This window comes from Hoeflea sp. BAL378 (assembly GCF_000759435.1).
In the GTDB taxonomy this organism is placed as follows: Bacteria; Pseudomonadota; Alphaproteobacteria; order Rhizobiales; family Rhizobiaceae; genus Hoeflea.
This window is the reverse complement of sequence record NZ_JRJG01000116.1, coordinates 13,811-40,788: the sequence shown is the minus strand read 5'-3', so window position 1 is coordinate 40,788 and position 26,978 is coordinate 13,811. Positions and strand designations below refer to the sequence as shown.

The 26,978-nt window shown below is 67.3% G+C and carries 24 protein-coding genes and 1 tRNA gene; 10 read left to right on the top strand and 15 right to left on the bottom strand.

Annotated features, from left to right (window positions below):
• Positions 1-7 precede the first annotated feature (7 nt).
• The 4 genes from LL06_RS20800 to LL06_RS20785 form a co-directional block, all read right to left on the bottom strand.
• Positions 8-3,397, bottom strand: coding sequence for an error-prone DNA polymerase (locus LL06_RS20800; protein ID WP_052161781.1), 3,390 nt, complete (start codon positions 3,395-3,397; stop codon positions 8-10).
• On the bottom strand, positions 3,394-5,004 hold the full coding sequence (locus tag LL06_RS20795; RefSeq protein ID WP_244447200.1) for a DNA polymerase Y family protein: 1,611 nt from the start codon (positions 5,002-5,004) through the stop codon (positions 3,394-3,396). Before LL06_RS20795 ends, LL06_RS20800 begins: the two co-directional genes overlap by 4 nt.
• A complete protein-coding gene (locus tag LL06_RS28310) occupies positions 4,913-5,803 on the bottom strand; it encodes a hypothetical protein (RefSeq protein WP_052161780.1) in 891 nt (296 codons plus the stop codon). The genes LL06_RS20795 and LL06_RS28310 overlap by 92 nt, the downstream gene beginning before the upstream one ends.
• Positions 5,804-5,956: 153 nt before the next feature.
• Complete coding sequence (locus tag LL06_RS20785) at positions 5,957-7,483, bottom strand: altronate dehydratase family protein (RefSeq protein ID WP_035531316.1); 1,527 nt, start codon at positions 7,481-7,483, stop codon at positions 5,957-5,959.
• Between the two features lie 114 nt (positions 7,484-7,597).
• Here LL06_RS20785 and LL06_RS20780 point away from each other — a divergent pair, with 114 nt between their 5' ends.
• The 6 genes from LL06_RS20780 to LL06_RS20755 all read left to right on the top strand — a co-directional run bounded on the left by LL06_RS20780 (position 7,598) and on the right by LL06_RS20755 (position 13,488).
• Positions 7,598-8,338 carry a GntR family transcriptional regulator gene (locus tag LL06_RS20780; RefSeq protein WP_035531277.1) on the top strand — a complete coding sequence of 247 codons (741 nt, stop codon included), beginning with the start codon at positions 7,598-7,600 and terminating at the stop codon, positions 8,336-8,338.
• A gap of 165 nt (positions 8,339-8,503) precedes the next feature.
• Positions 8,504-9,373, top strand: coding sequence for an FkbM family methyltransferase (locus tag LL06_RS20775; RefSeq protein ID WP_052161778.1), 870 nt, complete (start codon positions 8,504-8,506; stop codon positions 9,371-9,373).
• Positions 9,366-10,271 carry a glycosyltransferase family 10 gene (locus LL06_RS20770; RefSeq protein WP_035531275.1) on the top strand — a complete coding sequence of 302 codons (906 nt, stop codon included), beginning with the start codon at positions 9,366-9,368 and terminating at the stop codon, positions 10,269-10,271. Before LL06_RS20775 ends, LL06_RS20770 begins: the two co-directional genes overlap by 8 nt.
• Complete coding sequence (gene gmd / locus LL06_RS20765) at positions 10,268-11,326, top strand: GDP-mannose 4,6-dehydratase (protein WP_035531272.1); 1,059 nt, start codon at positions 10,268-10,270, stop codon at positions 11,324-11,326. Before LL06_RS20770 ends, gmd begins: the two co-directional genes overlap by 4 nt.
• Before the next feature lie 33 nt (positions 11,327-11,359).
• Positions 11,360-12,283, top strand: a complete 924-nt coding sequence (locus LL06_RS20760; protein ID WP_035531269.1) for a GDP-L-fucose synthase — start codon at positions 11,360-11,362, stop codon at positions 12,281-12,283.
• A 14-nt stretch (positions 12,284-12,297) separates the two neighbouring features.
• Positions 12,298-13,488, top strand: coding sequence for a DegT/DnrJ/EryC1/StrS family aminotransferase (locus LL06_RS20755; protein ID WP_035531268.1), 1,191 nt, complete (start codon positions 12,298-12,300; stop codon positions 13,486-13,488).
• A gap of 49 nt (positions 13,489-13,537) precedes the next feature.
• Here LL06_RS20755 and LL06_RS20750 read toward each other — a convergent pair whose 3' ends face one another.
• The 8 genes from LL06_RS20750 to LL06_RS20715 form a co-directional block, all read right to left on the bottom strand.
• On the bottom strand, positions 13,538-14,401 hold the full coding sequence (locus tag LL06_RS20750) for an alpha-1,2-fucosyltransferase (protein WP_035531266.1): 864 nt from the start codon (positions 14,399-14,401) through the stop codon (positions 13,538-13,540).
• A gap of 6 nt (positions 14,402-14,407) precedes the next feature.
• Positions 14,408-15,139: a glycosyltransferase gene (locus tag LL06_RS20745; RefSeq protein ID WP_161785004.1), complete on the bottom strand. Its 732-nt coding sequence runs from the start codon at positions 15,137-15,139 to the stop codon at positions 14,408-14,410.
• 150 nt (positions 15,140-15,289) lie between these two features.
• A complete protein-coding gene (gene galE, locus LL06_RS20740) occupies positions 15,290-16,297 on the bottom strand; it encodes a UDP-glucose 4-epimerase GalE (protein WP_035531262.1) in 1,008 nt (335 codons plus the stop codon).
• Positions 16,294-17,064: a glycosyltransferase family 25 protein gene (locus LL06_RS20735; protein ID WP_035531258.1), complete on the bottom strand. Its 771-nt coding sequence runs from the start codon at positions 17,062-17,064 to the stop codon at positions 16,294-16,296. The genes galE and LL06_RS20735 overlap by 4 nt, the downstream gene beginning before the upstream one ends.
• Before the next feature lie 191 nt (positions 17,065-17,255).
• Positions 17,256-17,332: transfer RNA gene (locus LL06_RS20730), tRNA-Arg, on the bottom strand.
• 155 nt (positions 17,333-17,487) lie between these two features.
• On the bottom strand, positions 17,488-18,903 hold the full coding sequence (locus tag LL06_RS20725) for a HAMP domain-containing sensor histidine kinase (RefSeq protein WP_244447199.1): 1,416 nt from the start codon (positions 18,901-18,903) through the stop codon (positions 17,488-17,490).
• A gap of 84 nt (positions 18,904-18,987) precedes the next feature.
• A complete protein-coding gene (locus LL06_RS20720) occupies positions 18,988-20,418 on the bottom strand; it encodes an FAD-dependent oxidoreductase (RefSeq protein WP_035531253.1) in 1,431 nt (476 codons plus the stop codon).
• Positions 20,419-20,472: 54 nt separating this feature from the next.
• Positions 20,473-21,276 (bottom strand): TVP38/TMEM64 family protein, encoded by an 804-nt coding sequence (locus LL06_RS20715; RefSeq protein ID WP_244447197.1) that lies wholly within the window; start codon positions 21,274-21,276, stop codon positions 20,473-20,475.
• Positions 21,277-21,737: 461 nt separating this feature from the next.
• Here LL06_RS20715 and rpmH point away from each other — a divergent pair, with 461 nt between their 5' ends.
• From rpmH to yihA, 4 genes are read left to right on the top strand one after another with little or no spacing between them, the layout of a single operon-like run.
• Positions 21,738-21,875, top strand: coding sequence for a 50S ribosomal protein L34 (rpmH, locus tag LL06_RS27040; RefSeq protein ID WP_007199880.1), 138 nt, complete (start codon positions 21,738-21,740; stop codon positions 21,873-21,875).
• Positions 21,876-21,909: 34 nt separating this feature from the next.
• A complete protein-coding gene (gene rnpA / locus LL06_RS27035) occupies positions 21,910-22,359 on the top strand; it encodes a ribonuclease P protein component (protein WP_081964113.1) in 450 nt (149 codons plus the stop codon).
• Positions 22,359-24,161 carry a membrane protein insertase YidC gene (gene yidC / locus LL06_RS20705; RefSeq protein WP_035531245.1) on the top strand — a complete coding sequence of 601 codons (1,803 nt, stop codon included), beginning with the start codon at positions 22,359-22,361 and terminating at the stop codon, positions 24,159-24,161. The genes rnpA and yidC overlap by 1 nt, the downstream gene beginning before the upstream one ends.
• A 22-nt stretch (positions 24,162-24,183) precedes the next feature.
• Positions 24,184-24,861 (top strand): ribosome biogenesis GTP-binding protein YihA/YsxC, encoded by a 678-nt coding sequence (gene yihA / locus LL06_RS20700; RefSeq protein ID WP_052161777.1) that lies wholly within the window; start codon positions 24,184-24,186, stop codon positions 24,859-24,861.
• A 42-nt stretch (positions 24,862-24,903) separates the two neighbouring features.
• On the opposite strand, the gene msrB is transcribed toward yihA, so the two are convergent.
• From msrB to LL06_RS20685, 3 genes are all read right to left on the bottom strand, one after another.
• Complete coding sequence (gene msrB / locus LL06_RS20695; protein WP_035531244.1) at positions 24,904-25,410, bottom strand: peptide-methionine (R)-S-oxide reductase MsrB; 507 nt, start codon at positions 25,408-25,410, stop codon at positions 24,904-24,906.
• Positions 25,411-25,595: 185 nt separating this feature from the next.
• Positions 25,596-26,150, bottom strand: coding sequence for a fasciclin domain-containing protein (locus tag LL06_RS20690; RefSeq protein WP_035531240.1), 555 nt, complete (start codon positions 26,148-26,150; stop codon positions 25,596-25,598).
• 125 nt (positions 26,151-26,275) lie between these two features.
• A complete protein-coding gene (locus tag LL06_RS20685; protein ID WP_035531237.1) occupies positions 26,276-26,977 on the bottom strand; it encodes an anti-sigma factor in 702 nt (233 codons plus the stop codon).
• Between the last annotated feature and the right edge of the window lies 1 nt (position 26,978).

Below are 26,978 nucleotides of genomic sequence, written 5' to 3'. Positions count from 1 at the left end.
CCGGGCTTCATTGGAAATTCCGCCCCTTCGGCAAGGCCCGGCCCGCGGCTCGGGCGCGGGCCAAATCCTCGAAATCGCTGCGCAGTTCCGGCGCATCGCGGATCAGCCGGGCGATGCGGGCGGCGGGCTTGCGGTCGCGCGCGCGCGACTCCGCGACCGGGCGGCGCACCTCGTCGGCATTGGCGAGCCCGCCCATCGCGCCGGCCATGTCGGAGATCTGCGCCATCATCGGGGTCAGGTCCTCCAGATATTCGGCCACGACATGGATGACGCCGTCCTCGTTCTGCAGCCGGCCGCGCACGCCGACGCAGCGGCTGCAGAGCACCACGGCGCGGAATGTCTCGAACACCTTGGGCCAGACGATGATGTTGGCGACGCCGGTCTCGTCCTCGATGGTCTCGAACACCACGCCCTTGGCCGAGCCCGGCCGCTGCCTGACCAGCACGAGGCCCGCGACCTTGACGACCCGGCCGGTGCGGATCCCTTCCAGATCGGAATTCGGGCGGCAGCCGGAGCGGGCGAGTTGCGTGCGCAGGAAGGACATCGGATGCGCCTTCAATGAAAACGACAGCGACTGGTAGTCGTTGATCACCTGCTCGCCGAGCGGCATCGGCGGTAGGTCGACATCGGGCTCGTTCTGCAGATTGTGGCTGTCGGCGAGCGCAAACAGCGGCAGCCGCTCGGCGCTCGACAGCGGATCGAGCGCCTTGACCGCCCACAGCGCGTCGCGGCGCTCGAGCCCGATGGAGCGGAAGCAATCGGCCTCGGCCAACTGCTCGATGGCGCGGCGCGGCAGGCCCGAGCGCATCCACAGGTCGCGGACGCTGTCATAGCCGCGCCCGCGCCGCTGCATGAGCTGCATGGCCTCGGCCTCGCCAAAGCCCTTGACGTGCCTGAGCCCGAGCCGCACGGCGCGGGCGTGCTTCATCACGCCCCGCATCTCGCGGTGGCGGGGCGACAGGGGGCCGGGCGCCGGATCGGGCTCCAGCGTCGCGGCCCAGTCCGAGCAGTTGACGTCGACGGGGCGGATCTCGACGCCGTGCTCGCGCGCGTCGCGGATGAGCTGCGCCGGGGCATAGAAGCCCATCGGCTGGGAGTTGAGGATGGCGGCGCAGAAGACATCGGGATAATGGCACTTGAGCCAGCAGGAGACATAGACCAGCAGCGCGAAACTGGCCGCATGGCTTTCGGGAAAGCCGTATTCGCCAAAGCCCTCGATCTGGCGGAAGCAGTGCTCGGCGAAATCGCGCTCATAGCCGTTGCTGACCATGCCCTCGACCATCTTCTGCTGGAACGAGCCGATGGTGCCGACGCGGCGGAAGGTGGCCATGGCGCGGCGCAGCTTGTCGGCCTCGCCCGGCGAGAAGCCGCCGGCGACGATGGCGATGTTCATCGCCTGCTCCTGGAACAGCGGCACGCCCAGCGTCTTGCCGAGCACGGCGCGCAGTTCCTCCTTGGGGAAGGAGACCTGCTCCCTGCCCTGCCTGCGGCGCAGATAGGGATGGACCATGTCGCCCTGGATTGGCCCGGGGCGGACGATCGCCACCTCGATGACGAGGTCGTAATAGCAGCGCGGCTTCAGACGGGGCAGCATCGACATCTGCGCCCGGCTCTCGATCTGGAACACGCCGATGGTGTCGGCGCGGCAGATCATGTCATAGGTGGCGGTGTCGCCATCGGGCAGCGAGGAGAGTGTCTCGCGGCGGCCGTAATGGTCCTCGAGCAGGCCGAAGGCCTTGCGGATGCAGGTGAGCATGCCGAGCGCCAGCACGTCGATCTTGAGCATGCCCAGGCTCTCGAGATCGTCCTTGTCCCATTCGACGATGGTACGGTCCTCCATCGCCGCGTTCTCGATCGGGATCAGCGAGGAGAGCTTGTCGCGGGTGATGACGAAGCCGCCGACATGCTGCGACAGGTGCCGCGGGAAGCCGGTGATCTGGGAGGCGAGATCGAGCATCTGCGCGAGATGCCTGTCGGAGGGATCGAGGCCGGCGCGGCGGGCGTCCTCGGGATCGACCTCGCGCGACCAGCCGCCCCATTTGGTGCCGGAGATGGCGCTGATCGCGTCGTCGGAGAGGCCGAACACCTTGCCCACTTCGCGGATCGCCGAGCGGGCGCGGTAGGTGATGACGGTGGCGGCGAGCCCCGCCCGGTCGCGGCCGTATTTGCCGTAGATGTACTGGATCACCTCCTCGCGCCGCTCGTGCTCGAAATCGACATCGATGTCGGGCGGCTCGTTGCGCTCCTCGGAGATGAAGCGCTCGAACAGCAGGTCGACCTTGCCGGGATCGACCTCGGTGATCTCGAGACAGTAGCAGACGGCGGAATTGGCGGCGGAGCCGCGGCCCTGGCAGAGGATGTTCTGCGAGCGGGCGAAGCGGACGATGTCGTAGACGGTGAGGAAATAGGGCGCGTAGTCGAGCTTCGCGATCAGCCGCGTCTCGTGGGCGATGGCCTTGACCACCTTCTCGGGCGCGCCGCCGGGGTAGCGCTTCTCGAGGCCGATGGCCGTGAGCCGTTCGAGCGCCTGCTGCGCGGGCAGCGGCTCGAGCCCGAGCTCGGGAAAGACAGGCGCATCGGGATACTGGTAGCGCAATTCGTCGAGGGAAAAGCGGATGCGCCGGAACAACGCCAGCGACTGGGCGACGGCCTGCTCGTAGCCCTTGAACGCCTGCAGCATGGCCGAGGGCGAGCGCAGATGCCGCTCGGCGTTGACCTGCAACCGGGCGCCGATGGTGGCGAGCCGCTCCCCCTCTCGGATGCAGGTGAGCACATCCTGCAGCGGGCGGCGCTCGGGGGCGTGATAGAGCACGTCGCCGATCGCCACCAGCGGCAGGCCGTGATCGCGCGCCAGCCGGGCGACACCGGCCAGGTGGCGCTGGTCGCTCGCGCCATAGGCGCGCACGAGCGCGAGATGAAGATGATCGGGGAAGCGGGCGCGCAGGCGCTCGAGCACCGGCGGCAGCGCCCGGACGTCGCGGCTTGCCGGCACCACGGCCATCAGCAGGCCCTCGCCATGGGCGAGCAGGTCCTCGAGCGTCAAATGGCATTCGCCCTTGGGCGCGCGGCGCTTGCCGGTGGTCAGGAGTTCGCACAGATGCCCGTAGCCGGCGCGGTGCTCGGGCCAGACCAGAATGTCGGGCGTGCCGTCCATGAACACCAGCCGGCAGCCGGGCGCGAAGGCAAGCCCCGCTTCCTTGGCCGCCATGTGGCCGCGGACGACGCCCGCCAGCGAATTGCGGTCGGCAATCGCGAGGCCTGCAAGGCCGAGCCGGGAGGCCTGAACCACCAGTTCCTCAGCATGGGAGGCGCCGCGCAGGAAGGAGAAATTGCTGGCGGCGGCGAGTTCCGCATAGGCGGGCGCAGCCCCCGGACCGGACAAGGGACTAAGGGTCATGCGAACAGCCCGTGCATGTACCAGGCGGGCTCGCCGGTCTCGCGGCCGTAGAGGCCGTGGCGGAACAGCCAGAAGCGATAGCCCTGGCTGTCCTCGACGCGGAAATAATCGCGGGTGCGGGCGCCGCGGCCGTCGCGCCACCATTCGCAGGCGATGCGCTCGGGCCCTTCCGAGCGGGCGACCTCGTAGGAGACGCCGCGCCAGCGGAACTTGAGCGGCGGGCCGTCGGGCACCTCGGCGATGGTCTGCAGCATCTCGGGCCGGTCGAACAGGATCAGCGGACGGGTGATGATCGCGTCGGGCGTGGGCAGATCCGGCAGCAAGGCCAGCGCCGCCGCCCCGGAGGCCGCCCTGCGGGCGCCGGGATGGGAGGCGGCCACCGGCTCGCGGCCGAAGCTGCGCTCGGGAATATGGGTGTCGGCCAGCACGAAGCGCTGCACCCGCTCGAGGCCGAGCCGCGCGCCCAGCCGGTCGACCAGCGCGTCATGGCCGTGGCCGCCCGCATGGCTTCCCATCCCCCCGGCCATCATCTCGGCCTGCGCCCCTTCGAAGGGATCGGCATGGGCGACGTCGAGCCGGATCAGGTCGAAGCCGAAACCCGCATCGAGGTCGTCATGCAGGCCGGCGATGCGTTCCTCGAACAGCCGGGCGATCGTCCTGGCGTCGCGCAGCGGCCGCGCCGTCTGCACCTCGAGCCCGCTCACATGGCCATCGACCCTGAACAGCCGGATCCGGCAGCGGCGCAGGCCGAGGCCCCGCCGCTCCAGCGGCTCGATGATGCCCGACGCCAGCGCGGCGATCACCTGGCTGATGTCCTCCTGGCGGGCGATCGGCTCGGCGAAGCGGCGTTCGGTGGAGAGGTCCGCCACCGGCATGATCGGCGAGATGGCCTCCGCCTCGCGGCCCAGCGCCTGGTCGAGCCGCTGCATCAGCCGCGCGCCGAAGCGGGCGGCGAGCGGCGCGCGCGGCAGATGGGCGATGCAGCCGATGGTCTTGAGCCCGACGCGACCGAGCGAGGCCACCAGGGCGGGGGGAAGGCGCAACCCGCTGAGGGACAGCGGCAGCACCGCCTCCCCGTGCCCGCCCTCGGCAATGATGTGCGCCTGGCCATAGCGCGCCATGGCCCAGGCGGCGCCCGGCGTGTCGGCGAGGCAGAGCCGGACGTGAAAGCCCTGCGCGCCGAGCCGGGCTTCGAGATCTGCCACCAGCGCCGCCTCGCCGCCCAGGAGATGGGCGCAGCCGGTGACGTCCATGAACAGGCCATGGTCGCGCACCGCCTCGGGCGCCGCATCCAGCGCCACCAGCGGCGTGTAGCGCTCGCACCAGGCGGCGATGGTCAGGAGCAGCGCCCGGTCCCGCTCGTGGTCCGTGGCATGGCACTCGAGATCGGGCGCGAGCGCGCGGGCATCGCTCAGGCTCTGGCCGAGCCGCACGCCGCGGGCGCGGGCGCGGGTGTCGAGCGCGGCGATGCACAGCGCGTTCCTGACCGTATCGGTGACGACGACGGGCGGGGCGTCAGGATGCGCGTCCAAAATCGCGTCGGCGATCCAGGACTTGCCCCATCGCGCCCGGTGAATCCTGTCGGTCGAAAGTTGCGGAAAGACGATCGACAGGATGCGCTGCCGGGTGGGCGGGCTGGCGGGCTGGGTCGGAAGCGGCATGGTCGAAATTCCTGGTCTTGGGGTTCCAAGCGAGACACCACTGGCCTGTCCGCCCCGTGCGGTTGCGTTCCAGCGTGAGCGACAGCCGCATTGCCCCCACGCCGCGTGGATAGATCTCGTCCGCCCCGGACAGTTCGGTTGTCACCCGCCAGCGTGTGGCTGCCGCACTCGCCTCCTCCTCGCCGCTCTGCCTGAGGACCAGCGCCAGCACGCCGCTCTCCCGCGCCCGCAGCATCAGCCGCCGCGTCGCGGTGATGTCGAAGCGCGCCGGATTGCCCTTGATCTGGAAGACCAGCGCCGCCAGCCCGGCGCAGCCCGCCGCCTCGTCGGCGGCCCACATGGCTGCCTGCAGGTCGCAGGGCTCGACCAGGGTCAGGCCCGACGGATCGAGCCCGTACTGGGCGAGGCCGGCGGGGAACAACCCGCCGCCATCGATGCGCGCGGCGGGATCGCTGACCCAGACGATGCCGTGGCGGCCGCCGCGATCCGCCTGAACGGCCCGCGCCGCAAGCCCCAGCGCGAAGCCGGCGGCAGCACCTATGTCGCGCGCGAGCGGGCTGCGCACCTCATGCAGTCCGCCGCAGGCAAGCCCGCCATCCAGGCACTGGTCGACCGCGCCGGCGCCGAGCGGCAAAGGCTCAGAGACCGGCCCGGTTCCGGCCATCGCCGCATAGGCACGCGCCTCCTGCGCACGGGTGTGGGCCGTGAGAATATCCGTCGCGGTCTGCAGCCTCGAGAGACTCATGCGTGATCCATCTTGTTCCTGTTATGTTCTATTTAACGCCAGAGTCGGGACGAGAGTCAATCAGCAGATTCTGATTCACGGCAACCGGCGTTTGACCGGACGGAAGGATCCGCCGGTCAGCCGCGCAGGCTCAGGCCGAGGCGGCGGCGGCGATCACATCACCGCGCCCATCTGCCAGGGCACGAATTCGGCGCCGCCGAAGCCCAGTTCCTCGCTCCTGGTCTTTTCGCCCGACGCGATGCGCAGGAACAGCTCGAAGATCTCGCGGCCCTTGGCCTCGAGGCTCACGCCCTCGCTGACGATGTCGCCGCAATTGATGTCCATGTCCTCGGACATGCGGCCATACATTTCCGAATTGGTGGCGAGCTTGATGCAGGGGGTGGGCTTGTAGCCCGAGACCGAGCCGCGGCCGGTGGTGAACGCGATCAGATTGGCGCCCGAGGCGATCTGCCCCGTTACCGAGCAGGGATCGTAGCCGGGGGAATCCATGAACACGAAGCCGCGCTCGGTCACGGGTTCGGCGAATTTGTAGACCTGGGTCAGCGGCGCAGAGCCGCCCTTGGCCACGGCGCCCAGCGATTTCTCGAGAATGGTGGTCAGCCCGCCCTTCTTGTTGCCGGGCGAGGGATTGTTGTCCATCTCGCCACCGTTGCGCGCCGTATACTCCTCCCACCAATGGATCCGCTCGACGATCTTGGCGCCCACTTCCGGCGTCACCGCGCGGCGGGTCAGGAGATGTTCGGCGCCGTAGATTTCCGAGGTTTCCGACAGGATGGTGGTGCCGCCATGGGCGACCAGCAGGTCGGAGGCCACGCCCAGCGCCGGATTGGCGGTGATGCCTGAATAGCCGTCCGAACCGCCGCACTGCAAGCCGACCATCAGATGTTCGAGGCCCGCGGGCGCGCGGCCGACCAGATTGGCCTTCGCGGCCATTTCCTTCAGATGCTCGACGCCGCGCTCGATGGTCCTGCGGGTGCCGCCCGATTGCTGGATGGTCATGTAGCGGACATTGCCGTCGGCGCGCATGCGGCCGCGGCCGACCAGATCGGGCACCTGCATCACCTCGCAGCCGAGCCCCAAGAGCAGGATGCCGGCGAAGTTCGGGTTGCGGGCATAGCCCTGCAGGGTGCGGAACAGCGTGTCGTAGCCCTCGTCGCTGCCAGACATGCCGCAGCCGCTGCCGTGGACGATCGGCACGACGCCGTCGACATTCTCGAACTCGTCGAGCCAGCCCTGCTTCTCCACCGCCTCGGCCATGAATCGCGCGACCGATCCGGAGCAATTGACCGAGGTGAGGATGCCCAGATAATTGCGGGTGCCGACCGAACCGTCGGCGCGGTGATAGCCCATGAAATGGCGGGTTTCGGCGGGCGCCGGGAGCGGACGGACCTCGGTCGAGAACTCCTGCGCCTCTGCATGGCCGCCCATCGAGAGATTGTGGACATGGACATGCTCGCCGGGCACGATGGCGCGGCTCGCCACGCCGATGGTCTGGCCGTAGCGGATGACCTTCTCGCCTGCCGCAACCGGATGGGTGGCGATCTTGTGGCCGCGCGCCACCGGCCCGGCGAGGGGCACGTCGAGACCCGGGACCGTCGCGCCGGCGCCCAGGTCCTTGAGCGCGATGATGACATTGTCCTTGGGGTTGAGGCGAATGGTCTGGGGCAGGTCGGGGGTCATGCATCCGTCCATGGGTTGCAGGGCCTGCAGCTCAAGCTTGTATCGGCTTGACAGGCCTGAAGTTCAATCTAACATGTTAGTATGCCAGTCAACGAGGATAGTCCACTGCACGCGGTGAAAAAGTCCCGGCCATCGCTCACGCCTCTTGACGATTACACCGGCTCGCTGTCCCACAAGGTGTACCTGTCGCTCAAGCAGGCGATCCTGACGCTGGAGTTCCGCCCGGGCGAGATGATGCAGAAATCGCACATCTGCACTGAACTCGGCGTCTCCCGCTCTCCGGTCACCGAGGCCATGGCGCGGCTCGCCAGCGAAGGCCTGGTCGACATCGTTCCGCAAACCGGCACCTTCGTGACGCGCTTCTCTATGGCGGAGATCCGCGAGGGCGCGTTCCTGCGCGAGGCGCTGGAACTGGCGGCGGTGGAAAGGGTGGCGAGCACCATCACCGAGGAGCAGCTTGTCGCGCTCCGGCGGAACCTGCGCATCCAGGAGGCGCTGATGCAGGACGGCGACACCGCCGGCTTCTACCAGGTGGATGCGCAGATGCATGAACTCATCCTGTCCTTCACCGGCTACCGACGGCTGGCGGCGCTGGCCGAGACCTCCTGGATCCAGGTCAACCGCGCCCGCCGTCTCAACCTGCCGCTGCCCGGCCGCATGAAGGCGACGCTCGCGGAACACAAGGCGATCGTGGCGGCGCTCGAGGCCCATGATCCGCAGGCCGCGCGCGCGGCGACCCGGCGCCACCTCAATCAGCTCATCACGCTGCTCGAACCGCTGGTGGCCCGGCATCCGGAGCTGTTTTCCGCCGGGCCGGCGCCGAGCGACGTTGCCGCGGGGCGCGCGGACATGTAAACGGCTGGGCGATGCTGGCCGGCGCAACCCCGCTTGAATTCGTCGCCAGGAACTGGGAAAACCGCTCATGAGCCAAAACGGACCCCGGCAAAACGCCATGACACCGCACGTGACCGGCACGCGGATAGCGGCCGGCCGGCCTTCCGGCATGGGCGGGGTAGCAGGGTGAGCGGGCCGGAGTGGAAGCTGCTCGACGCGCGCCGCTGGTCCGCGCAGGGCGGGGCGCTGGCCGCGGAAGGCCGGCCCGAGGCGCGCCCGCCGAACCGGCTGCAGCAGCGCCTCATCGCCATCGCCCGGGCGAGCGTGCTTCGCCGCGGCGTCTTCCGCGCCACTGTGAGCCGGCTGGTCTTCCTGCTGGGCGGCGGCCGTCCGATCGACATCGGCTTCCGCGACGTGGTGTTCCGGCTCGAGGGCGGGCGCAACCTGATCGAATACGGCATCCTGCTCAATCCCGCCTACAATGAAGAGGACATCGACTTCCTGCGCGGCGCCGTCACGAACGGCGGGGTATTTGTCGATATCGGCTGCAACATCGGGCTCTACAGCCTGCCGCTCGCCCGGGCCGCCGGCCCCAACGGGCGCTGCGTGTCGATCGACGCCAATCCGCTGATGGTCGAACGGCTCATGCGCAACGCGGCCCTGAGCGGGCTTGCCAACATCACCTGCATCGCCAGCGCGGTGAGCGACCGCGAGGGATCGGGACACCTGGCGGTGCGCAAGAACGACGACGCCATTGTCGCGGTGGAGGAAACCGGCGCGGGGCCGATCCCGGTCAGGACGCTGGCGGCGCTGCTCGCGGAAGCCGGCCTCACCCGCGTCGACGGGCTCAAGATCGACATCGAGGGCCATGAGGACAAGGCGCTGGTTCCGTTTCTCGACGGCGCAGACCCGGCCATGCTGCCGCGCCGCATCGTCATCGAGCATCCCGAGCCCGGGGCCGACTATCCCGGCTGCGCGGCGGCCTTCGCCCGCCACGGCTACGCGCTGGTCGGCCGCACGCGCAACAATTCGCTCTACAGCCGCGATCATGACTGACCTGCCGCGGCGGGCGGACGAGGCCCCGGCGATCGCCATCGTGCCCTATGGCACGAAGATCACGCCCGGCCTCGCCCGGATGCGGCTGGACGCTCTCTCCTGGCCGCTCGGCCGACCCTTGCGGCTCGAAGGCGGCGCCGTCGCGGACATGGGGCCGGACGACCACCTGATCGCCTTTGTCAGCTCCCGGCTCCTCTCCCTGCCGCGGCCGGGCGTGCGGGCGCGGATCTCGGTGATGGTTGTCGAGCCCGAGGCGGTGCACCGGCGCAACATGATCTGGCTCAGGCTGCTGTGGTGGCGCTTCTTCGCGGTGCTTGCCTGCAATCCCCCGCTCATCGCCGCGATTCCCAACGGCCACCGTTTCGTGTTCGGCTCGACCTGGATCCAGGACTGGCGCGCCGTCGACACCACCAAGACGCGGATGCTGTCGCTGATCGCGTCCGGGAAGCAGACCTATGAAGGCCACAGGCTGCGCCACCGCGTGGTCGACTGGATCAGGTCCCACGGGATCGACGCCGACATTCTCGGCCGCGGCTATGCGCCGTTCGAGCGCAAGTCCGACGGGCTCGCGCCCTACCGCTACTCGGTGATCATCGAAAACGTCCGCGAACCCGGCTATGTCACCGAAAAGCTGATCGACTGCCTGCTCTGCGACACCGTGCCGATCTATTGGGGCGCCCAGGACATCGAGGCGATTTTCGACGGACGCGGGATGAGGGTGTGCCGCTCGCTCGACGACATCCAGGCCGCCATCGGCGCGGTTTCGGAGGCCGACTACACGTCCCGTCTTGAATTTGTCGCCAAGAACAAGGAAAAGGCATCTCGTTACGCCGACCATGAGCGGGCCGCCGCCCACATCGTCAAGACCGCCGCGCAGAGGACACACTCCAAGCCATGACCGACAGCACTTCGCCCAAAACCGCCCTGATCACCGGCGTGACCGGACAGGACGGCGCCTATCTTTCGGAGTTCCTGCTCAAGAAGGGCTACGAGGTGCACGGCATCAAGCGGCGGACCTCGCTGTTCAACACCGCGCGCATCGACCATCTGTTCGACGGCGAGTACGGGCGCTCGGGCCAGTTCGTGCTGCATCACGGCGACATGACCGATTCCTCGTCGCTCACCCATATCCTGCAACAGACCAAGCCAGACGAGGTCTACAACCTCGCCGCCCAGAGCCATGTCGCGGTCTCCTTCGAGGAACCCGAATACACCGCCAATTCCGATGCGCTCGGCACGCTCAGGCTGCTGGAAGCCATCCGCATCCTGGGCCTCAAGGACAAGAGCAAGTTCTACCAGGCCTCCACCTCCGAGCTCTACGGCCTGGTGCAGGAGACGCCGCAGACCGAGCGCACGCCGTTCTACCCGCGCTCGCCCTATGGCGTGGCCAAGCTCTATGCCTACTGGATCACGGTCAACTACCGCGAGGCCTACGGGCTCTATGCCTGCAACGGCATCCTGTTCAACCACGAGAGTCCGCTGCGCGGCGAGACCTTCGTCACCCGCAAGATCACCCGGGCGCTGGCGCGCATCAAGCTCGGCCGGCAGGACGGCCTCAGGCTCGGCAATCTCAACGCACTGCGCGACTGGGGCCATGCGCGCGACTATGTCGAGATGCAGTGGCTGATGCTGCAGCAGGAGGAGCCCGACGATTTCGTCATCGCCACCGGCGTGCAGTATTCGGTGCGCGATTTCGTGCTGGCGGCCGCGGCGGCGCTCGGCATGACCATAAATTTCGAGGGCGAAGGCGTGGACGAGGTCGGCCGCGACGCCGCGGGCAAGGTCATCGTCTCGGTCGATCCGCGCTATTTCCGGCCGACCGAGGTGGAAACGCTGCTGGGCGACGCCTCCAAGGCCAAGCAGAAACTCGGCTGGACGCCGCAGACCTCGTTCGCCGACCTGGTGGCCGAGATGGCCGAGGCCGATCTCGCCGAGGCCAAGCGCAATGGTTAGACACGAACGGGCCCGGCCCGGGAGCGCAGGCGGATGAAGATCCTGCTGACCGGCGGCAACGGAATGGTCGGCCGCAACATCCGCGACCAGGCAGATTCCGGCCGGCACGACCTCGTCGCCCCGCCAAGCCGCGAACTCGACCTGACCGATGCGGCGGCGACCGACGCCTATGTGGCGCGGCTCGAGCCGGACATGATCATCCATGCGGCGGGCCGGGTCGGCGGCATCCAGGCCAACATGGCCCATCCGGTCGAATTCCTGGTCGAGAACCTCGACATGGGACGCAACATCGTCATGGCCGCGCGCAAGGCGGGCGTGCCGCGGCTTCTCAACATCGGCAGCTCCTGCATGTATCCGCGCGCGGCCCCCAACCCGCTCGAGGAAAGCGCCGTGCTCACGGGCGAGCTGGAGCCCACCAACGAGGGCTATGCGCTGTCCAAGGTGATGACGGCGCGGCTGTGCGACTATGTCCGCCGCTCGCAGCCGGAGCTTGCCTACAAGACGCTGATCCCGTGCAACATCTTCGGTATCCACGACAAGTTCGACCCCGCCGTCTCGCACCTGCTGCCGGCGATCATCCGCAAGATCGACGAGGCCAGGCGCACGGGCGCCGGCAGCGTCGAGATCTGGGGCAGCGGCGAGGCGCGGCGCGAGTTCATGTTCGCCTCCGATCTCGCCCATGGCATCTGGACCGCGGTCACGCGCTTCGACGACCTGCCGGGCATGATGAACATGGGCGTCGGCCAGGATCATTCGATCAACGACTATTATGCCGCAGTCGCCCGGGTGATCGGTTGGCATGGTACGTTCACCCATGATTTGAGCAAGCCGGTCGGCATGAAACAGAAACTGGTCTCCGTGGAGCTGCAGCGCCAGTTCGGCTGGATGCCCTCCACCCCGCTCGACGACGCCATCGCCCGGACCTACGCCCATTTCCGCACGCTGCCTGAAGCGTAAGAGGAGACTAACCCTTGTCAGACCCCACGTTTCCGCTGGCCACGAGCTCCTGGGACGAAAAGGAATATGCGGCGATCGACCGCGTGGTCAAATCCGGCTTCTTCTCGATGGGCAAGGAAGTCGCGGCCTTCGAGAAACTCTTCGCCGAACAGCTTGGCGCGCCTTACGCGGTGATGTCCAATTCCGGCTCGTCGGCGAACCTGCTGTTCGTCGCGGCGCTTCGCTATCACTCGCGCTTCAGGCTTTCGCCCGGCGACGAGGTGATCGTGCCGGCGGTGTCGTGGAGCACCACCTATTCGCCGCTCTACCAATACGGCCTGCGGCTCAAATTCGTCGACATCGATCTCGACACGCTGAACTTCGACCTCGACCAGTTGGAAGCCGCGGTGAGCGACAGGACAAAGGCGATCCTGGCGGTGAACCTGCTCGGCAACCCCAATGATTTCGACCGGATCGCGGCGATCATCGGCGGCCGCGACATCATCCTGCTCGAAGACAATTGCGAATCGCTCGGCGCCACCTTCAACGGCCGCCAGGCCGGCACCTTCGGGCTCGCGGGCAGCTATTCGGCGTTCTTCTCGCATCACATCTCGACCATGGAGGGCGGCGTCACCGTGACCCATGACGAGGAGCTGTTCCACATCATGCTGAGCCTGCGGGCGCATGGCTGGACCCGCAACCTGCCCAACCCGAACCATGTCACCGGCGCCAAGGGCGACGATCCGTTCGAGGAAGCCTTCCGCTTCGTGCTGCCGGGCTACAATCTGCGCCCCCTGGAAATGAGCGGCGCCATCGGCCTCGAGCAGATGGCCAAGCTTCCAATGATCGTCGACAACCGCCGCAAGAACGCGGCGCTGTTCAAACAGGTGATGACCGGGTTCCAGCAGATCCGCACCCAGCGCGAGACCGGCGAGAGCAGCTGGTTCGGCTTCTCGATGATCCTCGAGCCCGACTGCGGCGTGAGCCGCAGGGAGCTGGTTAACTGCTTTTCCCGGCACGGCATCGAGGCGCGGCCGATCGTGGCGGGCAATTTCGCCAAGAACGAGGTGGTCACGCGCTACATGGATCACGAGATCCATGCCGGCCTGCCGAACGCGGAACTGGCCGACAGCAACGGGCTGTTCATCGGCAACCACCACTATCCGCTCGACCAGCCGATGGAGCGGCTCCGCCTGGCGCTGAACGAGGCCTTCGGCCGCTCCTGACCACCGACGGCAGACCGCCCGGAGGCGCGCCCGGGACCGGACGATGGGCTTACGACAGCCTGATCCAGCTCGTGGGCCAGATGTCCTCGTTGACGAGCTTCGGGTCGGCGAACCAGCGGGCGGGCGAGACCACGATCTTGTCCGCGGAGGGATTGAGCCAGGCGCCCCACCAGGAAAAGGACGAATTGGCGATCACGTGGTGCCGACAGGCGCTCATCAGGCGCAGGTCCTCGTAATTGCGGGCGGAATCATTGTGATCCATCACGCGGATCTCGCAGGGCAGCTCGAGATTGTCGCGCACCCAGGCGGGATCGTCGGAGAAGGCGTAGACCACCGGCGTCTCGGCCATCCGTTCGGCGATCAGATCCACCGCCCGGGCGTAATAGTCCATCGAGCAGGTGCCGTGGGTGGCATTTGTGCGGGGATCGACCACATAGTCGCCGCGGCGGATATGCAGCGAGACCGCGGGCGACGCGGCCAGGTCGTCCAGGATCGCCCGGTTCACCGGATCCGGCGGGGTGATGATCGTGAAATCCCGCCGGATCGTCGCCTCGACATCCCTAAAATAGCGCTCGCTCTGCCAGTAGCCCTTGAGATAGGCGCCGTCGCCGATCTCTGCGAAGCCGGGATTGTAGCCGAGCCCGTTTTCCCGCACCAGGCGGGGGCTGAGCCGGAAGCCGCGCCAGGCGAGATAGCGCAGCCGGTCCCGCCTGCGTTCGGGCGGCAGTTCGGCGGGCGCGCCGGGCCTGGCGGCGATGGCGAAATGATCGAGCCCGAACCCGAACTGCACCTTGCCGTCGAACTCCCGCGTGTCGAGGCGCAGCTCCTCGCCGTGGCGCAGCGCCAGGGCCCTGCCCGCGGCATACTGGAACATCTGGTTGCCCAGCCCGCCATTGATGTGGGTGATGATCACGGGCGCCTATCCCTTCGCCATCAGTCTCGCCGAAGCCCAGGCGTAGCGCAGCACGGTCTTCGGATGGTAGCCGCAATGACTGATCGTGACCCGGTGCCGTTCGCGCGAGGACGCGGCCCGCTGCGAGGTCGAGATGCTTCCGTCTCCCATGTTCAGGGTCGAAATGACGGGGGAAGCCAGGATCCTCGGATGTCCCGCGGCGATCATGCGGAAATAGAAGTCGAGATCCATGGCATACTTCAGTTCCGTGTCCATCTTCAGCCGCTTGAGAATGCTGGCGCGGACGAAGAAGTTCTGCAGCCCGGCGATGGTGCCATGGCGGCGCAGCATCTTCTTGCTGAAAGTCGGCAGCGGCACGTGCAGCCGGACCAGGCTGCCGCCGTCATAGAAATAGGAGCGGCAATAGACCGCGTCGATGAAAGGGTATTCCTCGAACAGGTCGGAAACCGCTGACAGCGCGCCCTTTCTCAGGATGTCATCCGATCCGAGATAGCCGCAGACGGCGTCGTCGCCGACCATCTCAGCGCCGATGTTGATGGCATCGGAGATGCCGCGGTCCGGCGTGGTGGACCAGACGACGTCCGGGCGCTGGCCTGAAAACGCGGACAGGATCGCATGCGAGGCGTCGGTGGACTTGCCGTCGACCACGATCAGCCGCTTGTCGGGATGGTCCTGGACCGCGAACCCGCCGAGCGCCTTGTCGAGGTATTTCGCGCCATTGTAGTTTGGCATTATCATGGAGATCTGCATCGCGGCGGTCCATTCTCGTCCTGTTGGTCGAGCCTCGGTGACGGGCCCATGGATGCCAAGACAACCACCGGCTTGGCAATCTAAATCTCCGGCCCACCTGCGCCTCGGCAGGCGGCCAGGCCTGCGCCCGCGCGCGGATTACCGGGCGTCCTGCTCCCGGGCCTTGCGGTCGGAGAGCAGGCTTTCCCATTGCAGCGCGTGGCGGATGATCGTCGGCAGGTCGTCAAGGCGCGGGGTCCAGCCCAGCACCTCGCGAGCGAAGCCCGGGGCGGCCACGATCATGGCTGGGTCGCCAGCCCGCCGCGGCGCCTGCGTGACGCGGAAATCGACCCCGGAGACGGCCTTGACCGCATCGACCACCTGGCGCACCGAATAGCCGACGCCATAGCCGCAATTGGCCGCCATCGAGGCGCCGCCGGCGCGCAGATAAGACAGCGCTGCGTAATGCGCGTCGGCGAGATCGGTGACGTGGATATAGTCGCGCACGCAGGTGCCGTCCGGGGTGTCGAAATCATCGCCGTAGATGGCGATGCCGTCGCGCTTTCCCGTCGCGGCTTCGGCGGCGATCTTGATCAGGTGGGTCGAGGGACCGGAAGACTGTCCGGCGCGCATCTCCGGATCCGCGCCGGCGACGTTGAAATAGCGCAGGGCGGCGTAGCGGAAGCCGGGATTGACCGCCGCGACATCTCTCAGCATCCACTCGGTCATCAGTTTCGAGGTTCCGTATGGCGAGGTGGGCGCGAAGGGGGCGGTTTCCTTCACCGGCTCGAGCCCCGGCGCGCCGTAGACGGCGGCGGAGGAGGAAAAGATGAAGCTCTCCACCCCGGCCTCGAGCGCGCGCTGGATCAGCACGCCCGAAGCGCAGGTGTTCTCGCGGTAATAGTCGAGCGGCAGCCGCACCGATTCGGGCACGATGATCAGCCCGGCGAAATGCATGACGGCGTCGATGCGGTGGCTCGCAAACACCCTGTCGAGCGCGGCCGGATCGGCGATGTCTGCCTTGTAGAACGTCGCCCCGGCGGGGACCGCCCATTCATGCCCCGTCACCAGATTGTCGACGACAACGACGTCCTCGTCGCGCTCGAGCAGCGCGAGGACCATGTGACTGCCGATATAGCCGGCGCCGCCGGTGACGAGCACGGTCATGTCTCGCCCCCATTTTGCGCCCGATGGCGGGCGGAAAAAGCGCGGATGCGGTGGCGATAGACGAGCCGCCTGATCTCGCGGGCGAGCCTCTGCGGCAACGGCGTGCCGGCCGATGTCGAGATCGTGCTGCCGCCGGTCTCCCGGGTCCGGTCGCTCACCCCCGATGGCGAGGCGCAGCTCGGGGCGACGCCGGTCACCCAGCCCATCTGCAGGAGCCCGTCGACCGGCCGGTCGAAGCGCTCCGTGATCCGCAGCAGCCGCCTAGCCTGCGCCTGGCTGACAAGCTGCGCCGAGGTGCGCAGCATCCCGACCTTCGGCCGCAGGATGCTGACCGGACCGCGGCTTGCGACAATCTCCGCCTGGCCGGGGACAGGCCTCACCTGAAACTGGATGTAGCCGGCGCTGTCGATGACCTCGGCGGCAAGCGCCAGCGCCCGTTCGAACGCGGCGCGGTCGATCTCGACATCGTCCTCGATCACCAGCCCGGCCTTCAGCCTGCGGTCGACGATCATCCGCCAGACCTTGCGGTGGCTCAGGAAGCAGCCGATCTCGCCCGCGGTGATGGGAAAGGGATAGCGCGGCGCATGCAGGCCTTCGCGGCAGAGGACCGCCTCGATCTCGCCGGCCGGCAGCGCCCGGCCATCCACGGCGTCGACCACCTGGGCCGGCACCGGGCAGGCCGCACGGATGCGCTCGACCTGCGGCCGCCGCGCCTGGGCGCGCTCCAGATGGATGATGAAGGCCTCGATCTCGCCCGGTTCGGTCATGCCACGCCTGCTGTTGCCTCGTCCCGCTGCCCTGCACCGCACCGGCGCGGGGACGATCCCTTCTAGACGAGGGACTTCCCGCGCCGCAAGGGGCAGCCCGCGCGCAGGATCGTCGCCGCTCCGGCCGCAGGGGCGCGAAAGGCGCCGGTTGCGGCGGCGGAGCTCGGAAATCCAGGAATTTCGAGAAAAAATGGCGCGCCCGAAAGGATTCGAACCTCTGACCCCCAGATTCGTAGTCTGGTGCTCTATCCAGCTGAGCTACGGGCGCGCGTTGCAGGCGTCGGTCGCCTGCGAGGCGTTCTCCTAAAACGGACGGCGGGGGATTGCAAGCGGATTTGGCGAAAAAAGCGATCCCGGCGAAATTCCGGGGCAGCGAGGCAGCACGGCGAATGGCGTCCGGGCATCGGCGACACGGGCGTGCCGTCAGGCACGAGCCCGGTAGGTGTCGAGCGGCACCGGCTGGTCGGGCAGCTCGATGCGGAAGGCGGCGCCCTGGGTCACGGTCTCGTCGAGCATGATCGAGCCGCCATGGGCGATCACCAGTTCGCGGGCGATCGCCAGGCCGAGGCCGGTGCCGTCGGAACGGGCCGAGCCGCGGAAGGGCTGGAACAGGTTTTCGCGCGCCTTGGCGGGCAGTCCCGGGCCGGTGTCGGTGACGCGGATCTCGACGACTGCGCCGGTGCGGCGGGCCGAGAGCGTAATGCGCTGCACCAGGGCCTCGTCGGCGGGGTCGGCGCCGAAGGCCTGCACGGCGTTGCGCACGAGATTGTAGAGCACCCTGAACATCTGGTCGCTGTCGGCCTCGATCTCCAGGCCCGCGTCGATGTCGAGCACATAATTTATGTCGGCATCGGTTTCCTCGGTGACGATGTCGCGCACCTCGCAGGCCAGCGTCGCCAGGTTGATGAAGCGGCGGCGCGGCTGCGCCTCGCGCGCCTTGCCATAGGCGAGCACCTCGCCGGAATAGCTCACCGCCCGATCGATGGTGCGCAAAAGCTTGGGCGCGAAGCGCTTGACCATCGGGTCGTCGATCATCGCCAGACGGTCCGACATCAGTTGCGCCGAAGTCAGGATGTTGCGCATGTCGTGGTTGATCTTGGAGACCGCGAGGCCGAGATCGGCCAGATGGCGCTGCTCCTTGAGCGTCTGCTGCAGCCGCGTCTGCATGGCGGCGAGGTGGCCCTCGGCGGCGCTCAGCTCGTCGACGGCGGGGCCGGGTATGATGATGTTGCCGGGGTTTTCCGGATCCTCCGAAAAGGCCTGCATGTTCTCGGTCACGCGGCGCACCGGCCGGAACAACAGCCGGTTGATGGCGAAGAACACCATGCTGGCGGTGATCACCGAAATCAGCACCGAGAGCAGGAACACGTTGCGGCCGTAGATCAACATGGCGTGGCGCAGCGGCGCGTCCTCGAGCACCAGCTCGATCTGCATGTTCGGGTCGTCGGCCACGGGCCCGTAGACGCGGATCACCCGGTCGCCGCCGAACAGGAACGTGTCGAAGGCATCGACGATGGCGCCCACCGGGGTGACGGCGGAGAGATCGTACTGGTGGGTGACGACGGGGGGCATGTCGGCGGAGGCGATCATGCGCGACGCGCCGTCCCGGCGCAGCACGATCGCCTTGGTGCCGGTGGCCATCAGCGCGTCGTCCTGGATCGACTGGGGAAGCTCCATCTGGTTGACGGCGTCGATCACCACGGCGGCGGCGGCGGCGATGTTGAGGCGGTCGGCGAGCCAGCGCACCCTGGTGTTGGCGACGGAGGGAACGAAGATCAGCACTTCGGCGATCATGACGAACAGGATCGTCAGCCACAGAAGCTTGGAGGACAGGCTCATGGTCCTGGGGGGATTGGCCGGCCGGTTCGGCCCGGTGTCAGGTGCTCTCGTGTCCGCCATGGTCCGCCCTCTATCACCCAGTCCTTAACCGAACCGCCTCAGCAACCGTACAATCCAACGCACCGACGGCTTGCGCGTCAAAGGACTATAGTAGGAAATTGCGGCGCGTTTGCCAATTTCGGCCATGGTCGGGTAAGGCGGCACGTAGCCGCGCACATCCTTGAGCGTCATCGAATTGGCCACGGCGAGCGCCCACATGTTGATCATCTCGCCCGCGCCCGCGCCGGCGATGGAGACGCCGAGGATGCGCGCCTTGCGATCGACCACCAGCTTGATCAGGCCCGTGGTCCGGCGCTCGGTCTGGGCCCGGTCGTTCTCGGCATAGGGCCAGCGCAGGATGGAGATGCGGCCGCCATGGCGCCGCGCCGCCTCTTCCTCGGAAAGCCCGACATGGGCAAGTTCGGGATCGGTGTAGGTGACCCAAGGGATGATGTCGCGGTTCTCCTTCGCCGGCAGGCGGAACAGGATCTGCTGCACCACCAGGCCCGCGTGGTAGCCCGCGACATGGGTGAACTGAAGCCCGCCGGCGACGTCGCCGATGGCGTAGACGCGGCTGTTGGAGGATCTCAGATTGGCGCCGACCTTGATGCCGCGCCGGTCATGGGCGACGCCGGCCTCATCGAGGCCCAGTCCCTCGACATTGGCGAGACGGCCGCCGGCGACCAGCAGATCGGTGCCGTCGACGACGCCGGCGCCAGCCTTGCCTTCGTAACTGACGCGAATGCCGGTCTTGCCGCGTTTTTCGACGGAGGTGACCTGGCAGCCCTCGAGCAGGGCCACGCCCTCGGCGCGGATGGCGTCGAGCACGATGGCCGCGAGCTCCGGATCGTCCTTGCCGAGCGCCCTGGCGCCCTCGAGGACGGTGACTTCGGCGCCGAGCCTGCGGTGGGCCTGGGCCATTTCCATGCCGATCGGGCCGCCGCCGATGATGATGAGGTGCTTGGGGGCGCGGGTGCGCTCGAACAGGGTCTCGTTGGTGAGGTAATCGACCGAGTCGAGACCGGGGATCGGCGGCACGAAGGGAGAAGAACCGGTGGCGACGACATAGCGCCGGGCGCGGATCTCGGTGTCGCCGGCCATCACCGTCGTCCTGTTGACGAACTTCGCCTCGGCTTCGAGGACGGTGACTCCCATGGCGCGGAAGCGCTCGACCGAATCATTGGGGGCGATGGCGGCAATGACGCCGTGGATGTGATCGTGCACCTTGCCGAAATTGACCTTGACCTCGCCGGCGCTCACCCCGAACCGCGGCGCCTCGGCCATGGCGTGGGCATGCTTGCCGGCGGCGATCATGGCCTTGGAGGGAACGCAGCCGTAATTGAGACAATCGCCGCCCATCCTGCCCTTCTCGACGAGCACGACCTCGACGCCGAAGGCGGCTGCCGCCGCGGCCACGGACAGCCCGCCGGAGCCGCCGCCGATGATGCAGATGTCAGGTGTCAATCGGCTGGTCATGAAAGCGTCTTTTCCGAACAGTTGGTCCGCTGGCGAAGGGTCGTTCGGCGCAACTCACGCGCGACCCCGAATCTTCCGTATAAGGGTGGGGATCGCGGCGACGATTGCAAGCCCGAGGAAGGCGATGGTGATTTCCGGCGTCACCAGATCGGAAACCGAGACCTCGCGGCCGGCGGCATCGGCCGCGGCGATGACACTGTCGAGGCCCTGGCCCAGCCAGGAATAGGCGAGCGTCCCCGGGATGATGCCGAGGAAGGTGGCCGCCGCATAGGTGCGCAGCCTGATGTTGCAGAAGGCGGGCGCGATGTTGATGATGAGGAACGGAAACACCGGCGCCAGGCGCAGCACCAGGAGATAGCCGAAGGCGTCCCGGGCGAAGCCGTCGGCGAGCCGCGCGGCGAAGGGACCCGCGCGCTTGCGCAGCACATCGCCGCAGGCCGAGCGGGCGGCGAGGAAGATCACCGAGGCGCCGATGGTGGCGGCAAAGACGGTGAGGATGCCGGCGATCCACCAGCCGAAGACGAAGCCCGCGAAGATCGTCAGCACCGAGGCCGCGGGAAAGGCGAAGGCCACGGCGAGGGTGTAGATGAGGAAATAGCCCAGGATCGAGCCGATGCGGTGGTCGGCGACGAAGCCCTTGAGCGTCTCGCGCTGCTCGGCCAGCACGCTCAGCGACAGGTAGTCCTGGAAACCGAGCGCATAGAAGGCGCCAAGGCCGGCGGCGATGACGGCGAGCGGCAGGAAACGGCGCCACAGCGGCGTCCTGGCGGCGCAGGCTGCGTCCGCGGCCTGCGCGCAAGCCGACGCGCTCTCAAGCGGGCAATCCGGCGCGGGCCTCGTCTCCGATATGTGTGGCATGGTCTTGTCCATCCGCCCGATCCGGGATTGCAGGGTCATGTCTGGTCTCGCGCCTCGTCCCCGTGGCGAGCGGAAACCAGCAGTGCTTGCCAGAATTGATAGACGGTTGCGTCTTTTCTCGCCAATGACAATCCCTCGCTTTCCGCCAAAGTCGCGTGATGCAGGGGCACGAACACCTCACGCGGTCGTGAGAGTCGCGTCATCATGGCCCCACAGCGCATTGGCCCCGGCGCGCATCGGGCAGGTGTCGCCCGGCACTTCGGCCGGCGACGCGGGCGGGGCGGCAGGGGGAAACGGGGCCATCCGGGCCGGATCCGGGCCGCACATTGACTTTTGACGGGGAACACGCTTATAAGCCGCTCGTCCGTGCATGCTTCCGGTTTCCGGGAGTGTTTCTTGGCGGACTGAACACCCAAACGCAGATGTTCCAAGAAGGGCCGCACACCGCGGTATTAAAATAAATGCCAAAGCGTACTTACCAACCATCCAAGCTTGTTCGCAAGCGTCGCCACGGCTTCCGTGCGCGCATGGCCACCAAGGGCGGCCGCAAGGTCATCCAGGCTCGCCGCGCCCGCGGGCGCAATCGTCTTTCGGCCTGATCATCAGTGACGGCCCGCGAAGAGAGAAAATCGCGTGGCGCAAGACGACATCACCAAGAAACCCGGGCGGCTTAAAACCCGCCCGGATTTCCTCGCCGTGCAAAAGGGCAAACGCCTGCGCGGACCCTATTTCCTGCTGGAAACCCTCGACAGGGGCAAACCGGACCACCCTCCCCGCATCGGCTACACAGTGACGAAAAAACAGGGCAATTCGGTCGAGCGCAACAGAATGCGCCGCCGTCTCAAAGAAGCCGTGCGTCACATTGCAGGGGTTCCCTTCAAGCCCGGACACGACTATGTGGTTGTCGCACGCCGCGATACGCTGGCCGCTCCGTTTGACCGGCTGGTTCAGGCACTCGCCGAGCGGATCGGCGAAAGCGGCGGACCGACACGGCAACGACCTGTGCGCGCGGAGAACAATCCCGCCACACCGGACAACATCAGAACGCCAGGCGCTCCGAGCCCGGCCACCAGGAATGAGTGATGGAAAACAACCGCAATTATTTCGTCGCAATCCTCTTGTCGGTAATTGTCCTCGTCGCCTGGCAATTCCTCTATGTCAGCCCGAAGATCGAGCGCGAACGCCTGGCCGCCGAGGCTGTGCAGGCCGAGCAGGCGGCGCAGACGCCCGCCGCGGGCACCGATGGCGCCGCGGCGCCGGGCGCTACCGTCAGCGGCTCGGCGCCGGGATCCTCGGCCGCACCCGCGGCCGGAACCTCGCGCGAGGAGCTGCTGGCGCAGACGCAGCGCATCGCCATCGACACGCCGTCGCTGTCGGGATCGATCAACCTGTCGGGCGCGCGGATCGACGATATCCTGCTCAAGGAATACCACCTGACCGTGGACCCCACGAGCCCGAGGATCACGCTGCTGAGCCCGGCGGCGCTCAATGACGGCTATTTCGCGGAAGTGGGCTTCATCGCCGACCCCGCGTCGGGACCGGTTCCGGGACCCGACACGGTCTGGAGCGCGGAGCCCGGACAGGTGCTGACGCCGTCCTCGCCGGTGACGCTGACCTTCGACAACGGCGCCGGGCTGGTCTTCACCCGCGTCATCTCCGTCGACGAACACTACATGTTCAACTTCGACGACACCATTGCCAACACCGGCAGCACTGCCGCCTCCGTGGCCGGCTATGGCCGCGTGACCCGCTTCTTCAAGCCCAAGACCGCCGGGATCTACGTGCTGCATGAAGGCCTGATCGGCGTCATCGGCGACGAGGGCCTGCAGGAAGTCGACTATGCCGATGTCGAGGACACGCCCGTCATCGCGCCGCCCAAGGCCACCGCGGGCTGGATGGGCATCACCGACAAATACTGGGCCGCGGCGCTTGTGCCGCCGCAGGGCGCGGGCTTCGAGACCCGCTTCGCCCACTTCACCGACGGCCGCGCCCGCTACCAGGCCGACTTCAAGACCGACGCGCAGTCGATCGCGCCCGGCGACAGCGCCACCTCGAAGACGCTGGTCTTCGCCGGCGCCAAGGAAGTGCCGGTGATCGCCGGCTACAAGGACCAGTACAGCATCCTCAACTTCGACCTGATGATCGACTGGGGCTGGTTCTATTTCCTGACCAAGCCGATGTTCTGGCTGATCGACTACCTCTACAAGCTGTTCGGCAATTTCGGCATCTCGATCCTGGTCACCACCGTGATCGTCAAGCTGATCTTCTTCCCGCTGGCCAACAAGTCCTATGTGTCGATGGCCAACATGAAGAAGGTGCAGCCCAAGCTCGAGGAGCTCAAAGCCAAGCACGGCGACGACAAGATGGCGCTGCAGCAGGGTATGATGGAGCTCTATAAGAAGGAAAAGATCAATCCGGTGGCCGGCTGCTGGCCGGTGCTGTTGCAGATCCCGGTGTTCTTCTCGCTCTACAAGGTGCTCTACATCACCATCGAGATGCGGCATGCGCCGTTCTTCGGCTGGATCCAGGACCTGTCGGCGCCCGACCCGACCTCGCTGTTCAACCTGTTCGGACTGCTGCCCTATGACGTGCCGACGTTCCTGATGATCGGCGTCTGGCCGTTGATCATGGGCATCACCATGTTCATCCAGATGCGCATGAACCCGACGCCGCCGGACCCGACCCAGGCGATGATCTTCACCTGGATGCCGGTGGTCTTCACCTTCATGCTGGCCACCTTCCCGGCGGGTCTGGTGATCTACTGGGCCTGGAACAACACGCTCTCGGTGATCCAGCAGGGCGTCATCATGAAGCGCCAGGGCGCCAAGATCGAGCTGTGGGACAATCTCACGGCGCTGTTCAAGCGCAAGCCGAAAGGGACCTGATGGCGCGCGAAAGGCGGGAGCCATGACCCAACTGTCCGCCGATCCGGCCGTCCAGGCCGCCAAGGCGCTGTCGGCGACGCTGTTTACCAAGCCCTGGGTGTTCATCCGCGGCGTGCCGGCGCTCAAGTTCCTGCCGCCGGAAGGCCCGCCGGAGATCGCCTTCGCCGGCCGGTCCAATGTCGGCAAGTCGTCGCTGATCAATGCGCTGGTCGGCATGCACGGGCTGGCGCGGACGTCGAACACGCCGGGCCGCACCCAGGAGCTCAACTACTTCGTCCCGGAAGGCTATTCGGGCGCGGAGGACGACCTGCCGCCGATGGCGCTGGTCGACATGCCGGGCTACGGCTACGCCAAGGCGCCCAAGGATCAGGTCGACCTGTGGACCAAGCTGGTGTTCGACTATCTGCGCGGCCGCTCGACGCTCAAGCGGGTCTATCTGCTGATCGACAGCCGCCACGGCGTGAAGAAGAACGATGAAGGGGTGATGGATCTTCTGGACAAGGCGGCGATGTCCTACCAGGTGATCCTGACCAAGACCGACAAGATCAAGGAAGCCGGCGTGCCGCGGCTGATGAGCGAGACGGTCGCCGTGCTCAAGCGCCGGCCCGCCGCCTATCCGGAAATCATCGCCACGTCGTCGGAAAAGAACACCGGCATCGCCGACCTCAGGCTGGCGATCGCGCTGGCCATCACCCAGTAAAATCAAAAAGGCCCGGCCGTCGGTGACGGCCAGGCCGGTAGATCAGGCGTTCTGCGCCGGCTTGAAGGCCAGGGCCACGCCGTTCAGGCAGTGGCGCTTGCCGGTGGGCGCCGGGCCGTCATCGAAGATATGGCCGAAATGGCCGCCGCAGCGGCTGCAGTGGACCTCGGTGCGCAGGGAGAACAGCGAGCGGTCCTCCTTGGTGCCGATGGCGCCGTCCTCGGCCTTCCAGAAGCTCGGCCAACCGGTGCCGCTGTCGTATTTCGCCTCGGACGAATAGGCGGGAAGATCGCAGCCGGCGCAATGGAACATGCCCTTGCGCTTCTCCTCGTTGAGGGGGCTGGTGAAGGCGCGTTCGGTGGCTTCCTCGCGGAGCACGGCGAACTGCTGCTCGGTGAGCTTCGCCCGCCATTCCGCTTCGCTCAGCGTGATCTCGAAGGTGCCTTCTGTGGCGCGCGCCGACGTGAAGCGGCCAAACACCGAAAGGGCCAGGCCCGCGACACCGGCGGTCAGCAGAGCGCGACGGGTGAAGTCGGTGGTCGTGGTCATCTCGTGTCTCCTTGTGCTGATTGAAAGCTAGGACAGCGACGCCCCAAAGGCCAAGCACATGTTCTCACATGGCCGTGACAGGCCTCCCGCCCGACAGGGGCCTGAACGGGCGGGAGGTGGTCCGGTTGACGCGGCGGCTGGGCGGTTGTGGACGCCTGGCCTGCCGCGCCCGGACTTCTTGAGGCTTACGACTTGGGCAGAAGCACCTTGTCGATGACGTGGATGACGCCGTTCGACTGGTCGACATCGGCGATGGTGACGTTGGCCACGGCGCCGGTCTCGTCTTCGATCATGATCTTGTCGCCCTTGTAGGTGACGTTGAGCATGCAACCGCCGACGGTTTCGACCGGGTGCTTGCCGCCATCATCGTCGACCATCTTCATGATCGCCGAGGACATCGCATCGGCAGCAACCACGTGGCAGGTCAGCACCTTGGTGAGCTGGTCCTTGTTCTCGGGCTTGAGCAGCGTGTCGACGGTGCCTTCAGGCAGGGCTTCGAAGGCCGCGTTGGTCGGCGCGAACACGGTGAACGGACCTTCGCCCGACAGGGTCTCGACCAGGCCGGCGGCCTTGACGGCGGCGACGAGCGTGGTGTGGTCGGCCGAATTGACGGCGTTCTCGACGATGGTCTTGTCGGCGAACATGGCGGCGCCGCCGACCATCGGATTTTCGGCATGGGCCAGGCTCACGCCGGACAGAAGAACGGCGGTGGCGGCGAAGGCGCGAAGAGTGTTTTTCATGAGACGACCTCTTTGGTGTGCTTACAGGGACGGATCATCCGGCCCTTTGATCACCCGCCGCATTGATCTGCGGCGGTTAAAGAGGAAGACGGGAGCTGTCGGAAAAGAGTTTCAGCAAAACCTTATTATTTCTTTCCGAGCGCGCCCGACAGCACCACGGGGCCGGTCGGTCCGCCGGTGGGCGAGCCGCCCGGGGGCTCGAGGCTGACGGCCAGCAGCGCGCCGGCGTCCAGTCGCTCCGCCAGCCCGCGGTCGAGCACCAGCCGGCCGCCGTCGTCGGGCACTAGGCCGAGCGACACCGGGGCGCCCTCGCCCGGCACCAGCCACAATTCGAGCGACTTGCCGTCATCGGGCGAGAACGCGGCCGGCGTGATGGTCAGGGCGCCGGAGGCGGGATCGAGTGCTGCGACCAGCCCGACCGAGCTGCCCGGCGCGCCGAGCTCAGCCACCAGCGACGGGGCCGCGCCAGGATCGGCGGAACCAAGCAGATCGTCACGGAAAATGCCGATCGCCGCCGCCGCTGCGAGGCCGGCGAAGGCCAGGCCGCGCCAGAAGACGAGCGATCCCCACAGGCCGCCTGCAGCCGGCGCCGCCTCGGCGAACAGGCGCGCGTCGATCCGGGCCTTGACGCCCTGGGGCGGGGACTGGGGCTGATAGGCGTCGTCGAGGCTTGAAAGATGCGCCTGCCAGGACACCACCAGGGCGGCGAAGTCCGGGTCTCGGAGCATGCGCTCCTCGACCGCGCGCCGCTCGGCAAGCGGCAGCACGCCAAGCACGTATTCGCCCGCCAGGGCGGTGTCGTCGGGACTGCGCTCGCCCTCTGTCATC